This is a genomic window from Diplocloster agilis, assembly GCF_019042275.1.
Lineage (GTDB): Bacteria > Bacillota > Clostridia > Lachnospirales > Lachnospiraceae > Diplocloster > Diplocloster agilis.
This window is the reverse complement of sequence record NZ_JAHQCW010000027.1, coordinates 35,050-47,441: the sequence shown is the minus strand read 5'-3', so window position 1 is coordinate 47,441 and position 12,392 is coordinate 35,050. Positions and strand designations below refer to the sequence as shown.

Below are 12,392 nucleotides of genomic sequence, written 5' to 3'. Positions count from 1 at the left end.
ATCCATAGGGCAGGGAGAATTTAAATTATTTTCCGCAGACGGTTTTTTTCTTACGCTTAATAAAACGCCAGAACCAGATCACTACAACTGCGATCAGGATTCCTTTTCCGACCAGGGCATACTCCTTCATGTAGTCCGCAATTTTTTCCCAAGACTTACCGGCCCAGGCGCCCAGAGATACTAACACCAGATTCCAGCCAAAGGACCCAAGCGTCGTCAGTATCGTGAATTTTCCGATGTCCATACCTGCCATCCCGGCCGGAACGGAGATGACGCTTCTGATAATGGGGATAAAACGGCAGAAAAAGACGGTCGTGTTCCCGTGCTTTTCGAACCACGACTGTCCTTTTTGGAAGCTCTCCATTTTCAAATGCAGGAATTTGCCTGCTTTTCCGTTGATCAGCTGCTCCTGCCTGGAGGGAGACAAAAAATATCCTAAATAATATAGAAGAAAAGCCCCCATCACGGAACCTACTGTGGCGAAAACAACGACCCCCGGTACGTTCATCACGGTGCAGGTGGTTAAAAATCCACCAAAGGTTAAGATGACCTCAGACGGTATGGGCGGAAAGATATTTTCAATAAAGATCAGGAATATGATGCCCAGATAACCATATTCATTCATTATTTTGATTACGATATCCTGCATAGGCACTCCGGTTTCTTTGGCGCTTGCTTCATTATATGTCGGTCCCCGGGTTAAATATGCCAGATTGGCTTTTCATCCTCTGATTGCTTTTCGTTACCAAGCGCAGGGCCGTTTTCTTTTCTTTCCATCTGTGTTTTCAATAACATATTTTTAATTGTAAGGTTGACATTACCAGGATATATGACTATACTGTAGTAAGGTTAACATTACAAAGCATCCGTATGATAGGTAAACGACAGAATTAAAAAATTACGGGAAAAAGAACGTTTTTCTTCAAGAACTACCCCGTAAAATAAATCTGATCACAGCAGGAGGGATAATAATGGCGATAAGAAACCTTCGCTTTCACGATGACCCCGCTTTAAGAAAAAGATGTAAGGAAGTAAAGACGGTTGACGATAAAATCAGACTACTTCTTGATGATATGTTGGAAACCTTACACCAGACTGAAAATGGAGCTGCCTTAGCCGCCAACCAAGTTGGAATATTAAAACGCTTAGTCGTAATCGATTATTGTGATTATCAGCTCAAATTAGTAAATCCGAAAATTGTAGGGTACAGCGGGGTTCAGGAATGTATCGAAGGATGTCTGAGTTTTCCAAACCGCTTTATAAAAACAATTCGTCCGCAAAAGGTTACTATTGAATCGTTAAATGAATATGGGGAAGAGATTCTGATTACCGGCGAAAATGAAATGGCAAAATGCTTTTGTCATGAGTTAGAGCATTTAGATGGAATCATTTTTTTGGATAAAGCGATAGAAGAAGTCGAATTAGAGATGTAGCCGAGGTAAAGTATCGATGGATTATACCATTTGATTATATTGATTATATTTAAAATTTTTTTCTTGACTTTTTGTACAAAACCACACATAATAGTATATGCGATGCGGATATAGTTCATTGGTAGAACACCAGCTTCCCAAGCTGGATAGGCGGGTTCGATTCCCGTTATCCGCTTTTTTTAATGGAAAATTACGTGCAAGAGGATGCTCAAAGAGCATCTTTTTTATTCCATACTTTTTTATTCCATAGAAGTGCACCTATGGAATACAAAAGCCTTCCGGCGGCTCGAACTGCGGCGGGAAGGAAGAACAAAGTTTTCTTCTCGCCTTCCCCTTGTTGCATACATTTCCGGGTGTTATAATTTAGACGTAACAAGAATTCCGAAGCTAAATAGCACGCCGCACAGCGGTATGCCGTGATATTGTACACAAGAATCCAACGATTATTTTATTTGAAAGAAAGGGCAGTGATCGAAATGATAAAACAAAATCTCTTTCAGGAAGCAGACACATACAGGGACCGGCTTAAGACCGCCCGCGCCATACCCGCCGACGAGCGCGCCTCCCTGGACCGCTATTTCCGAATCGGTCTCTCCTACAGCAGCAATGCGCTGGAAGGCAACGCACTGACGCTTGAAGAAACTAAGCTTTTACTGGTCAAGGGAACGGTATCCGGTGAAAAACCTTTGAAAGCCTATCTTGAGGTGGTAGGGCATGCCAACGCCTATGATTATATGCTCTCCTGCGCCAGAGATCCCAAGGCCGCACCGACCGAAGACATGATCAAAAAACTGCATTTTCTCTTCTATCAGAAGATTGATCTGGACTCCGCCGGCGTATACCGGGATATGCCGGTCTATATTCCCGGTACGGAATATATCCCACCGCTGTCGGAGGATGTTCCTCATCTGATGTCCCACTTTATCGATCAGATCCAATCTTCCGCTGCCACACTGCACCCCATCGAACGGGCGGCTATGGCTCTGAAACGGCTGCTGGATATCCATCCGTTCACAGACGGGAACGGGCGTACCGGCAGATTATTGATGAATTATCTGCTGATCCGCGACGGATACAGCGCCGTCTCCATCTCTCCCGACCGGAAAGAGGCGTATGTGAAGGCTCTGATCGAGGCGCAGACCCGCAAAAATCCCGATCCCTTTATCGAATTGATCGCACAGTGTGTGCTGGATACAGAAAAGGATTATTGCCGGCTGCTGAAGCTTGAAGATTAAAGCCGGTCCCGGAGTACTCTTTCTTTCCTCCGCAAACCAGGGCTGCCGCACTAACTTAGCATTTTCCTTGAGTAAGAACTAAGTTAGTACAGCAGCCCTATCCCTTATTCTTCTGAATCATCCTTCTGCTTTTTCTTACGATGTTTCACACATTCCGTCAACAGGTATTCGATCTGGCCGTTGATCGACCGGAAATCGTCCTCCGCCCATTGGGCCAAATCATTCCAGAGACTTGCCGAAAGCCGCAATGGCACCTGTTTTTTGTTTTTCTCTTTCGGTTTATTCTCCATGACCGCGTCAGACCTTTCCTGCCGGCTTTCTTATGCGAATTCTTCTATTCTATAAAAAACCGGATGTTATTTCTGCCATTTTCAGACCCATGTATCAGTTTAATATAAACTGCCGCTGTTTACAATGGGCTGGGCGTCTTTGTTTCCACAAAGTATGACGAGCAGATTGCTGACCATCGCTGCCTTGCGCTCTTCGTCCAGTTCTACGATCTGCGTATCATTTAATTTGGACAGGGCCATTTCCACCATACTGACCGCGCCCTCCACGATCTTCTGGCGGGCATCGATGATAGCAGCCGCCTGCTGCCTCTGCAGCATAGCGGAAGCGATCTCCGGCGCATAAGACAGATGGGTGATCCTCACTTCCAGAATGCTGATACCGGCATCTTCTACTTTTTCCTGCAGCTCCTGTTTCATAATATCCGCCACTTCCTGGCTGCTGCCCCGCAGAGATTTCTCATCGCCGCCCTCGCTGGTATCATAGGGATAACGGCGGGCCGCATTTCTTGTAATCGCGTCGCACTGGATGGACAGATAATCTTTAAAATTTTCCACATTCATGACTGCCTTAGTAGCATTCTTCACTTTCCAGATGACCACGGTTCCGATTTCTATGGGGTTGCCCAGTTCGTCGTTCACTTTTTGTTTTTCATTGTTGAGTGTCATGGTCTTTAACGATACTTTTTTATTAACGCTCTGGGCCGCCGCCCCGCTTCGCGTTCCCGCAGCCGCCGGCTGTTCTGCGGGCTGCTTCGCGGTCGGATTGATCGCCGTACAGAAGGGATTCACCCAGAAGAAACCGTCGTGTTTCAATGTTCCGTAATAATTACCAAACAGAGTCAAAACCAAAGCCTCATTGGGATGAATCACCTTAAGCCCGAACAGGAACACAAATGCTATGCAGAACAATAAGATTCCTATCATCCACAGCACAGGCCCGATCACCGGACGTGTTGAATTCAAAGCCGGGATCAAAATACTGACGATCATGACCAAAACGATTAAAAACAGCATGCCAAAGCCGCTCACGGCCTTTAAAACTTTTTCTTCCTGAAATCCGGTGTTTTTTGTACTCATAATAATCCTCCTTACGGATTTAAAATGATATTATTTTGATACCATTATAATACATTCATTTTTTCTCATTGTCAAGTAAGGGAATTATAAAAGCAGCCTGAATTCAGTTGTCAATCTTACCGGTTTTTATTATACTGAATATAGAAAAGAGTTTCGCTTGCGAAACTTTCCGCCTGCGGCGGGCCGCGTAAGCGGCATCTTCCTTTCCGCCGCAGTGCGATCCCCCGGAGGGCATTTTTATTCCATAGGCGCACTTTCCTACGGAATAAGAAAATATCTTTGACTGCAAGACCCGGCATAGAATGGAGCTGAACCGTTTGCTGTTAGACAAAATAGAAAAGATTACAAAAAAAATCCCGGACCCCATCGATGAAAACCACAGCATCGGCATGAGGATCATGTGTCCGGAGTATTCCCTTGAGGTTCAGGATGTGAAGACGTTTCCTATTACGACTGAACATCCGGTATATATCCTGTTCTGGAATATGGAACGGGAAGGCCGGCTGTATGCCACGATTAAGCCCTCCGTCACCCCCTTTTCCTTCTGCAGCGTGTTCACGGACGGGGAAAAGACACAGCTTCACACCCATGATTACATAGAATTAGCCTATGTGGTAAAGGGGGAATTCCGTCAACGGATCTTGGGAAAAGATGTCCGCTTCCAGCAGGGGGATCTGTGTCTGATCGACAAAAGCTGCCTGCACCAGGACTACCTTTTCTGCCGGAAAAGCTGCGTCCTGTTTATCGGAATGGATCACGCGATTCTGGAGGAAGGCATGGTGGAGAAGCTGGGGGAACCTAAGATCGTAAAGTTCCTGCACGACGCTCTCATGAAGCAAAAGGACGTCCAGCAGTTTATTCATTTTCGACCCAAACGGGATCAGGATCCAAGGGCGGAACAGCTGATCGAACAGCTGATCACCGAGCTGGAAACCAATGATATCGGTACGAAACATACCTGCAAGGGCCTTTTACTGCGCCTGTTGCATCTGATCAGCACGGAATATGAATTTTCCCTGACCGACCAGCAGAAAAAGAAAATGCGCTGGCTGATCTATGAGGATATCGGGGATTACATCAAAACCCATTATCGGGAAATCACAATCCGTGACCTGGTGGACCGCTTTCATTTTAATGAGGACTATTTCAACCGGGTGCTGAAGGAAAGGAGCGGGAAAACTTATTCGGAATATTTGCAGGATATCCGGCTGTCAAAGGCCATGGAACTGCTCTCAGACACGCAGATGACGGTGGAGCAGGTCGCCGTCAGCGTGGGTTATCAGAACAAGGGCTATTTTTATAAAATATTTACCGCAAAATATCACATGACGCCTGCCCAGGCCAGGAATAAAAGTCGGAATAGGTAACTATTTACCTATTTTCGTAGGAAAGGGAAATTGAGTTTGCGGCCTCCGGTATTTAAAATAAAGATAAGTATAACGAAGTGTACATTTATTTTAAGAAGGAGGATACAAAAATGTTAGAGACAAAACAATACAAATTCTGGTTTGCTACCGGTTCTCAGGACCTGTACGGTGATGAGTGCGTAAGGGAAGTAGAAACACATTCAAAAATCATGGTGGAGGGCTTAAACGCATCCGGCCGTCTTCCCTATGCGGTGGAATTCAAAGGCACGCTGATTGACAACGCTTCCATCCGCAAACTCTTCAATGAGGCCAACGCCGATGAGAGCTGCGCCGGAGTCATCACCTGGATGCACACGTTTTCCCCGGCCAAGATGTGGATTCTGGGATTGCAGGAATACCGCAAACCTCTGCTCCATCTGCACACACAGTTTAATCAGGATATCCCGTATGATACCATCGATATGGACTTTATGAACACCAACCAATCCGCCCACGGCGACCGGGAATTCGGCCATATCGTCAGCCGGATGGGGATCGAGCGTAAGATCGTGGTCGGCCACTGGAGCGACGCCCGGGTGCAGGACCGCATCGGCAGCTGGATGCGTACCGCGGTAGGGGTAATGGAAAGCAGCCACATCCGTGTCGTAAGAGTCGGCGATAACATGAGAAACGTGGCCGTGACCGAAGGCGACAAGGTAGAAGCCCACATTAAATTCGGCTGGGAAATCGACGCGTTCAATATCACTGATGTAGCGGAATATGTCCAGGCTGTGCCTCAGGGCGAGATCGAAGCGCTGGTGGATGAATATTATGACAGTTATGATATCTTGTTAGAAGGCCGGGACGCGGCGGAATTCAAAAAGCATGTGGCCGTGCAGGCGGGCATTGAGCTGGGCTTCCGCAAGTTCTTGACAGAGAATGACTATCACGCTGTGGTTACGAATTTCCAGATGCTGTCCGGGTTACAGCAGCTTCCGGGCCTTGCGATGCAGCGTCTGATGGCCGACGGTTACGGATTCGGCGCGGAAGGTGACTGGAAGACTGCGGCCATGGTACGTCTGATGAAATTGATGACCGCCAACGTCAAGGATGCCAAGGGCACATCCTTTATGGAGGATTATACATACCGGCTGACTCCGGGAAGCGAAGCGATACTGCAGTCCCATATGCTGGAGGTCTGCCCCACCATCGCAGAGAACAAGCCCGCCATCAAGGTATGTCCGCTGAGCATGGGAGACCGTGAAGATCCCGCCCGTCTGGTATTCACCTCCAAACCCGGCAAAGGCGTGGCCTGCTCCCTGGTGGATCTGGGGAACCGCTTCCGCCTGATTATCAATGATGTGGAGTGCTTAAAGCAGGATATCCCGATGCCGAAGCTTCCGGTTGCCACCGCGTTGTGGAAACCGATGCCGGATCTGATCACCGGAGCGGAAGCGTGGATTCTGGCCGGCGGAGCCCACCATACGGCATTCTCCTATGATCTGAGCGCCGAGCAGATGGGGGATTGGGCGGCTGCCATGGATATCGAAGCCGTTTATATTGATCAGGATACAACGATCCGCAATTTCAAAAATGAGCTCCGCTGGAATGCGGCTGCATACCGTTAAAATAAGAAAATAGAAATAGAGGAGGAAGCAGAATGTCCAAAAAATATTCCATAGGTGTAGATTACGGCAGCCTGTCCGGCCGGGCAGTGCTGGTTGACGTAGAGGATGGTTCCATTCTGGCTCAGGCAGTCAAAGAATATACGCATGCAGTCATGGATGAATACCTTCCTGACGGCATCACCCGTCTGGGCCCCGACTGGGCGCTTCAGCACCCCCAGGATTACCTGGAAGTATTAGAACAGACGATTCCGGCCGTGTTAAAAGAGTCCGGAATCCCCAAAGAAGATGTCATCGGCTTGGCCATCGACTTTACCGCCTGCACCGTACTTCCGGTGGATGACAAAGGAATTCCGCTGTGTTTCCACGAGGATCTCAAGAGCAATCCTCATGCTTACGTAAAGCTGTGGAAACATCACGCGGCCCAGGATCAGGCCAACCGTCTGAACGCTGTCGCAGAAGAGCGGGGGGAAAGTTTCCTTAAGCGCTACGGCGGCAAGATATCCTCCGAGTGGTTATTCCCTAAGTTGATGCAGATCGCGGAGGAAGCTCCCGACATCTATGATCAGATGGACCGCTTTATGGAAGCCACCGACTGGGTCACCATGATGATGACCGGCCAGGAGAGGCGAAACAGCTGTACTGCCGGTTACAAAGCGCTGTGGAGTAAACGGGAGGGGTATCCCTCCAATGACTTCTTCAAAGCCCTGAATCCGAAACTGGACCATGTGGTAGAAGAAAAATTGTCCACAGATATCTATCCGCTGGGCCAAAAAGCCGGTGAACTCACCCGGGAAATGGCAGACCGTATAGGACTGCTGCCCGGAACCGCCATCGGCATCGCTAACGTAGACGCCCATGTAGCGCTGCCGGCCGTAGGAATCACTGAGCCCGGCAACCTGCTGATGATCATGGGCACCTCCACCTGCGATATCTTTTGCGGAACCGAAGAAAAAATCGTTCCCGGCATGTGCGGTGTCGTAGAGGACGGAGTTCTCCCGGGTTATTTCGGTTATGAAGCCGGACAGTCCTGCGTAGGCGATCATTTTGACTGGTTTGTCAAAAATTGTGTTCCAAAGAGTTACCAGGACGCAGCCGCAGCTGAGGGAAAAGGCATTCATCAGTACCTGACCGAAAAAGCCAGCCGGTTAAAAGTAGGTGAAAGCGGCCTTCTGGCTCTGGACTGGTGGAACGGCAACCGTTCGGTGCTGGTAGACGTAGATCTGACCGGGCTGCTGATCGGATGCACGCTTCAGACAAAACCGGAGGAAATCTACCGCGCGCTGATCGAAGCCACCGCTTTCGGCAAAAATATGATTATCCAGACCTTTGAAGAAAATGGCGTACCGATCAATAAACTGTACGCATGCGGCGGCATCGCTTACAAAAATCCCATGATGATGCAGATCTACGCGGATGTCTGCAACCGGGAAATCTACTTAAGCGCCTCCGACCAGACACCGGCTCTGGGCGCCGCCATGTTCGGCGCTGTGGCTGCCGGCAAAGAAAAAGGCGGCTACGATTCCATATTCGATGCGGCGAAAGTCATGGGCAAGGTCAAAGACGAATACTATAAACCCATTCCCGAAAACGTGGAGGCTTATAAGAAGCTGTATGCGGAATTCAAGCTCCTGCATGACTATTTCGGACGCGGAGAAAACGACATCATGAAGCGGCTGAAAAAGATCAAAGCCGACGCAAGAAAGGCATAACGGGGTCGATATAAAAGATCAATTAGAGATCAATTAGGGACATGTCCAATTGAAATGGACATGTCCCTAATTGTTACTTGGCTTTTTAGAAAATCAGTACATAGCTTACGCCATGAATTTTTTATCGATCTCCGGGTTGAAGGCATAGAAGTTTTTGAAGTCCAGCTTTTCCTGAACGGAACGGAGGGCTTCACCGAATCTCTGGAAATGCACTACTTCTCTCGCCCGCAGGAACCGGATCGGGGCCAGTACGTCAGGGTCCTTGACTACCCGCAGGATGTTATCATAGGTGGTTCTGGCCTTCTGTTCAGCCGCCAGGTCCTCGGTCAGGTCCGTGATGCAGTCCCCTTTGGACTGGAACTCACAGGCGTTAAAAGGGATTCCCGCAGCGGCCGTGGGCCAGCAGGCGGTCGTATGATCCACATAATACGTGTCGAATCCGTCCGTTTTTAACTGTTCTTCCGTCAGGTTTCTGGTCAGCTGATGCACGATGGCACAGATCATTTCCATATGGGCCAGCTCTTCGGTACCAATATCGGTCAGCAGGCCGCCCACTTCTTTATAGGGCATAGAATACCGCTGGGACAGGTACCGCATAGAAGCGGCCAGCTCTCCGTCCGGCCCGCCGAACTGCGTAATGATCAGCGTGGCGGTTTTAGGACAGGGAGTTTTAATATTTACGGGAAACTGGAGTCTTTTTTCATAATTCCACATTAGCAGACACCTCCTTCCCAGGGTACCGGAGCGTTGTTCCAGGCCCATGAGGATGCGCCCGCTTCTACGTCATCGATGCAGAGCGGTTCATATTTTTCCGTAAATTGTTTCATGGCGTCCTTGCGCTGTTGTTTGCATTGGTCAAACATCTTCAGGGCTTCCATATCATTTGGATGCGTATCCAGATACAGGGTGAGGTCATTCACCGCAAAACTGGCCTGCGTAATTTCCTTTAATAATTCCTCTTTGCTCTTATCCATGAATCAGGCCACCTCCTACCATAAAAGGTTTGTCCAGATCCGGGAATATGGTTCCCTTATCTAACGCCTGACCTAATTCATACGTCCCATTCCATTTCTGCTTCGGCACATATGCCATGGCGATCGGCAGCTGATCTGCCTGTGTCTGCGTACAACCACAATTCGTATCCATTCAAAACGCTCCTTCCATCTTGTGATTCATTCAAATAAATTCAAAATATTCATTCGTTTTCCATCTAAAATATCCCGAATTATTTTTGAATCACAGATAGTATGTGCGTTTCGACAATATTCATCACGAGAGCACCGTTGGTAATATTTAAATCAAATAATATATTTGGATGTATAAATATTTAAAAATTAAATTATAAATAAAATTGAAACAGCTCGAAAATTCATTCTTCTACAGCCGGTCCAGAACCATCTGCCGGTAATCCAGATATTCAAATCCCAGTTTCTTATATAAAGCAGCCGCTCCCTCATTAGCGTCTGTCACCTCCAGCCGGAACCGGACCACATCCGGATATTCCCGGAACATCCACTCGAAAAACTTCGTACCGTACCCTTTCCCTCTGCATACATCCTTGAGAAATACTTCTTCAATCATCAGGCACACACCGCCTACCTCGCAGGAATAGAATGGGGTCAGATAAGAGTATCCGACAATCTGTTCTTCCTCCACAAGCACGACGCCCCGTATCGTTGGCACTGATCCGGCCGCCGCCTCAAATGACCGCTCCCTGATCTCTTTGGAAATGGCATGATCCACAGCGTCACTCTGGTAAAACTCCTCAACCATAGAAAGTACCTGTTCTTTGTCACTTAATTTCATATCTCTTACCGCAAACATATTCTCCTCCTATGTCAAACAAAATATCTGTATCTTCGTACCCCTTACTATGCCATATGTAATATTTTTATGCAACCCCCTGCTTAGCGGAATCGAAAAACCGGGTTCAGCATGCACGGCGGACTTTATGTCCGACGTAGAAGAGTCTCTGAACCCGGCTTTTAAGCGCATAAGATATTTTTCACAGCTCTTTGAGCGCTTCCTCCTTCATCTGCTTTTTCCGGCGGGTCATCATACCTCCGATCCGTCCGGTCTCCTTTGCCGACAGCGATTTCCACCCATCGGTCAGCACCCGGTCCAGAAGTCCCAGTTCCTCTGCGATCTCATATTTTAACTGTTCTTCCGGCTCTATTTCATGAAGGTTGATTGGTTTATCTTTTTTCTTAGACATAACTGGCGATACCCCTTTCCAAATATTTGACAACTGGAGTATCGCCTGTTTTCCCGTCCTTTATACCTCGAACGCTATATGCAATTTGATTCTTCAGGCCCCTTTGACTGTAAGCCTGCCTTTATAAGAACGGCCGCAGATTCACGCTTAAGGTTACGGCTGGTTATACGGTTCTTCCGGTATAATGATGGCCGCAATAATATATGCAATGACTCCGGCGAATCCCACAAAGCTTAAGACTACCCATAACAACCGGATCACAGTGGGATCAATATTCAGATATTCACCAACTCCACCGCAGACTCCGCATATCATTCTTTTACTTCTGGATCTGTATAATTTTTTCTGTTCTACATTCATTTCGATTCCTCCTGCCTTTTTGGCTTACTGTTATATTACCACTTATTTTCTGTTATTTCTGATTTTTCATTACTTCATTCCTATTTCTTTAGTGGTTCAAGTTTCATTCCTGTAAAAATATATTTGTCTCTCCGCTTATCTGAATAGTTGGGGATTTATTTTCAGCTATTGTTCCATATCTATCTCAATCGTACCGATCCCACACTCCAGTTCAAATTCATAAATTGCATCGTTATTTATTTTTTTACGGGCTCCCAGCGCCGTATAGGAACTCCCGTTCAAATCAATGCTTCCGATGCCGCATTCCATGTCATAATTAAACTCATTTTCCGCGTTGGCAAGACGGACGAAGGTGTCTCCTATCCCGCAATTCACATCTACATCACCTTTTACCGATCCGTTCAGGCTCAGCTTGCCGACTCCGCATTGAATCTTAAGTTCACCTCCGGTAAATTGGTTCACATCCAATTCTCCGGCGCCCAGTTCGAATTCGGCCTTCTCGCTGACAGTCATGTTCTCGACATACCCTGCGCCTGCCCCCAGGCTGATCTTCGTTTTGGTAAATGTGAGGCCGTCGGGAACGTAGATAATTACGCTCTTTTTATAACGGTCCTTGGCCCTGGAACGGTCTTTGATTTTAAATTCCCCGTCATCGTCCTGACTGTAATCCAGTTTTTTCAGATAGCCCCAGGCTTCCATATACATAGTGCCATCGGATGACGGTTCGATCCGCAAAGTGCCGTTTTTGATTTCCACATCCAATTCCTGCACATTTTCCATACCTACACGCATGTGTTCGCCGCCCCTGGTTTCCAACTCGTTTATATCAATATCTCCGGTATCAGCGTCAAAGTCGCCGATGTCAATATCCGGGTCGTAATTGTCCCAATCCGTCGAATCATAATATCCATAATCTTCATATCCTTCCACATCATTCCAGTAAGCGACGGTTCTCCAGATCCAGCTGTTTCCCAGCCGGGAAGAATACTTTAAATCACTCCAGGTAAATCCCATGGCAGCCCCGGCGGTACAGCACGCGATACCGGCAGCCAGAATAACGGCGCTGACAATCAGGCAAATTCCAGTAAATTTTTTCATT

15 protein-coding genes and 1 tRNA gene are annotated in these 12,392 nt (G+C 47.6%); 6 read left to right on the top strand and 10 right to left on the bottom strand.

What is annotated here, in order from left to right:
* Nucleotides 1-25: 25 nt before the first annotated feature.
* Nucleotides 26-649 carry a DedA family protein gene (locus KTH89_RS15540; RefSeq protein ID WP_158342648.1) on the bottom strand — a complete coding sequence of 208 codons (624 nt, stop codon included), beginning with the start codon at nt 647-649 and terminating at the stop codon, nt 26-28.
* 322 nt (nt 650-971) lie between these two features.
* On the opposite strand from KTH89_RS15540, the gene def reads away from it, so the two are divergent.
* The 3 genes from def to KTH89_RS15525 all read left to right on the top strand — a co-directional run bounded on the left by def (nt 972) and on the right by KTH89_RS15525 (nt 2,668).
* Complete coding sequence (gene def / locus KTH89_RS15535; RefSeq protein ID WP_158342585.1) at nt 972-1,433, top strand: peptide deformylase; 462 nt, start codon at nt 972-974, stop codon at nt 1,431-1,433.
* 104 nt (nt 1,434-1,537) lie between these two features.
* Nucleotides 1,538-1,608: transfer RNA gene (locus tag KTH89_RS15530), tRNA-Gly, on the top strand.
* 301 nt (nt 1,609-1,909) lie between these two features.
* Nucleotides 1,910-2,668 carry a Fic family protein gene (locus KTH89_RS15525; protein WP_238722288.1) on the top strand — a complete coding sequence of 253 codons (759 nt, stop codon included), beginning with the start codon at nt 1,910-1,912 and terminating at the stop codon, nt 2,666-2,668.
* Nucleotides 2,669-2,772: 104 nt separating this feature from the next.
* On the opposite strand, the gene KTH89_RS15520 is transcribed toward KTH89_RS15525, so the two are convergent.
* Nucleotides 2,773-2,958: an Arc family DNA-binding protein gene (locus KTH89_RS15520; protein ID WP_158342587.1), complete on the bottom strand. Its 186-nt coding sequence runs from the start codon at nt 2,956-2,958 to the stop codon at nt 2,773-2,775.
* A 99-nt stretch (nt 2,959-3,057) separates the two neighbouring features.
* Nucleotides 3,058-4,035: an SPFH domain-containing protein gene (locus tag KTH89_RS15515; protein WP_238722287.1), complete on the bottom strand. Its 978-nt coding sequence runs from the start codon at nt 4,033-4,035 to the stop codon at nt 3,058-3,060.
* A 317-nt stretch (nt 4,036-4,352) separates the two neighbouring features.
* On the opposite strand from KTH89_RS15515, the gene KTH89_RS15510 reads away from it, so the two are divergent.
* From KTH89_RS15510 to araB, 3 genes are all read left to right on the top strand, one after another.
* Entirely contained in the window at nt 4,353-5,402 is a 1,050-nt protein-coding gene (locus KTH89_RS15510; RefSeq protein WP_238722286.1) for an AraC family transcriptional regulator, read from the top strand.
* Nucleotides 5,403-5,512: 110 nt separating this feature from the next.
* Nucleotides 5,513-7,009: an L-arabinose isomerase gene (araA, locus tag KTH89_RS15505; RefSeq protein ID WP_158342590.1), complete on the top strand. Its 1,497-nt coding sequence runs from the start codon at nt 5,513-5,515 to the stop codon at nt 7,007-7,009.
* A gap of 32 nt (nt 7,010-7,041) precedes the next feature.
* Entirely contained in the window at nt 7,042-8,718 is a 1,677-nt protein-coding gene (gene araB / locus KTH89_RS15500) for a ribulokinase (RefSeq protein ID WP_238722285.1), read from the top strand.
* A 105-nt stretch (nt 8,719-8,823) separates the two neighbouring features.
* Here the strand turns inward: araB and KTH89_RS15495 are convergent, their stop codons facing one another.
* The 7 genes from KTH89_RS15495 to KTH89_RS15465 form a co-directional block, all read right to left on the bottom strand.
* On the bottom strand, nt 8,824-9,432 hold the full coding sequence (locus KTH89_RS15495) for a manganese catalase family protein (protein ID WP_158342592.1): 609 nt from the start codon (nt 9,430-9,432) through the stop codon (nt 8,824-8,826).
* The gene (locus tag KTH89_RS15490) at nt 9,432-9,692 is read right to left on the bottom strand and encodes a spore coat protein CotJB (RefSeq protein WP_158342593.1); all 261 of its coding nucleotides are present in this window, start codon (nt 9,690-9,692) and stop codon (nt 9,432-9,434) included. The genes KTH89_RS15495 and KTH89_RS15490 overlap by 1 nt, the downstream gene beginning before the upstream one ends.
* Entirely contained in the window at nt 9,685-9,864 is a 180-nt protein-coding gene (locus KTH89_RS15485; protein WP_158342594.1) for a spore coat associated protein CotJA, read from the bottom strand. The genes KTH89_RS15490 and KTH89_RS15485 overlap by 8 nt, the downstream gene beginning before the upstream one ends.
* Before the next feature lie 231 nt (nt 9,865-10,095).
* The gene (locus KTH89_RS15480; RefSeq protein ID WP_158342595.1) at nt 10,096-10,542 is read right to left on the bottom strand and encodes a GNAT family N-acetyltransferase; all 447 of its coding nucleotides are present in this window, start codon (nt 10,540-10,542) and stop codon (nt 10,096-10,098) included.
* 181 nt (nt 10,543-10,723) lie between these two features.
* Nucleotides 10,724-10,933 carry a small, acid-soluble spore protein, alpha/beta type gene (locus KTH89_RS15475; RefSeq protein ID WP_158342596.1) on the bottom strand — a complete coding sequence of 70 codons (210 nt, stop codon included), beginning with the start codon at nt 10,931-10,933 and terminating at the stop codon, nt 10,724-10,726.
* A gap of 153 nt (nt 10,934-11,086) precedes the next feature.
* On the bottom strand, nt 11,087-11,293 hold the full coding sequence (locus KTH89_RS15470; protein ID WP_158342597.1) for a PspC domain-containing protein: 207 nt from the start codon (nt 11,291-11,293) through the stop codon (nt 11,087-11,089).
* 165 nt (nt 11,294-11,458) lie between these two features.
* Complete coding sequence (locus tag KTH89_RS15465; RefSeq protein ID WP_158342598.1) at nt 11,459-12,391, bottom strand: DUF4097 family beta strand repeat-containing protein; 933 nt, start codon at nt 12,389-12,391, stop codon at nt 11,459-11,461.
* Nucleotide 12,392: the final 1 nt, after the last annotated feature.

What these genes read in the sequence shown, in the direction of transcription:
- KTH89_RS15480 (WP_158342595.1), bottom strand. Translation starts at nt 10,542, where the DNA reads ATGTTTGCGGTAAGAGATATGAAATTAAGTGACAAAGAACAGGTACTT.
- araB (WP_238722285.1), top strand. Translation starts at nt 7,042, where the DNA reads ATGTCCAAAAAATATTCCATAGGTGTAGATTACGGCAGCCTGTCCGGC.
- KTH89_RS15515 (WP_238722287.1), bottom strand. Translation starts at nt 4,035, where the DNA reads ATGAGTACAAAAAACACCGGATTTCAGGAAGAAAAAGTTTTAAAGGCC.
- KTH89_RS15495 (WP_158342592.1), bottom strand. Translation starts at nt 9,432, where the DNA reads ATGTGGAATTATGAAAAAAGACTCCAGTTTCCCGTAAATATTAAAACT.
- KTH89_RS15525 (WP_238722288.1), top strand. Translation starts at nt 1,910, where the DNA reads ATGATAAAACAAAATCTCTTTCAGGAAGCAGACACATACAGGGACCGG.
- KTH89_RS15490 (WP_158342593.1), bottom strand. Translation starts at nt 9,692, where the DNA reads ATGGATAAGAGCAAAGAGGAATTATTAAAGGAAATTACGCAGGCCAGT.
- KTH89_RS15465 (WP_158342598.1), bottom strand. Translation starts at nt 12,391, where the DNA reads ATGAAAAAATTTACTGGAATTTGCCTGATTGTCAGCGCCGTTATTCTG.
- def (WP_158342585.1), top strand. Translation starts at nt 972, where the DNA reads ATGGCGATAAGAAACCTTCGCTTTCACGATGACCCCGCTTTAAGAAAA.
- KTH89_RS15470 (WP_158342597.1), bottom strand. Translation starts at nt 11,293, where the DNA reads ATGAATGTAGAACAGAAAAAATTATACAGATCCAGAAGTAAAAGAATG.
- KTH89_RS15485 (WP_158342594.1), bottom strand. Translation starts at nt 9,864, where the DNA reads ATGGATACGAATTGTGGTTGTACGCAGACACAGGCAGATCAGCTGCCG.
- KTH89_RS15475 (WP_158342596.1), bottom strand. Translation starts at nt 10,933, where the DNA reads ATGTCTAAGAAAAAAGATAAACCAATCAACCTTCATGAAATAGAGCCG.
- KTH89_RS15540 (WP_158342648.1), bottom strand. Translation starts at nt 649, where the DNA reads ATGCAGGATATCGTAATCAAAATAATGAATGAATATGGTTATCTGGGC.
- KTH89_RS15520 (WP_158342587.1), bottom strand. Translation starts at nt 2,958, where the DNA reads ATGGAGAATAAACCGAAAGAGAAAAACAAAAAACAGGTGCCATTGCGG.
- araA (WP_158342590.1), top strand. Translation starts at nt 5,513, where the DNA reads ATGTTAGAGACAAAACAATACAAATTCTGGTTTGCTACCGGTTCTCAG.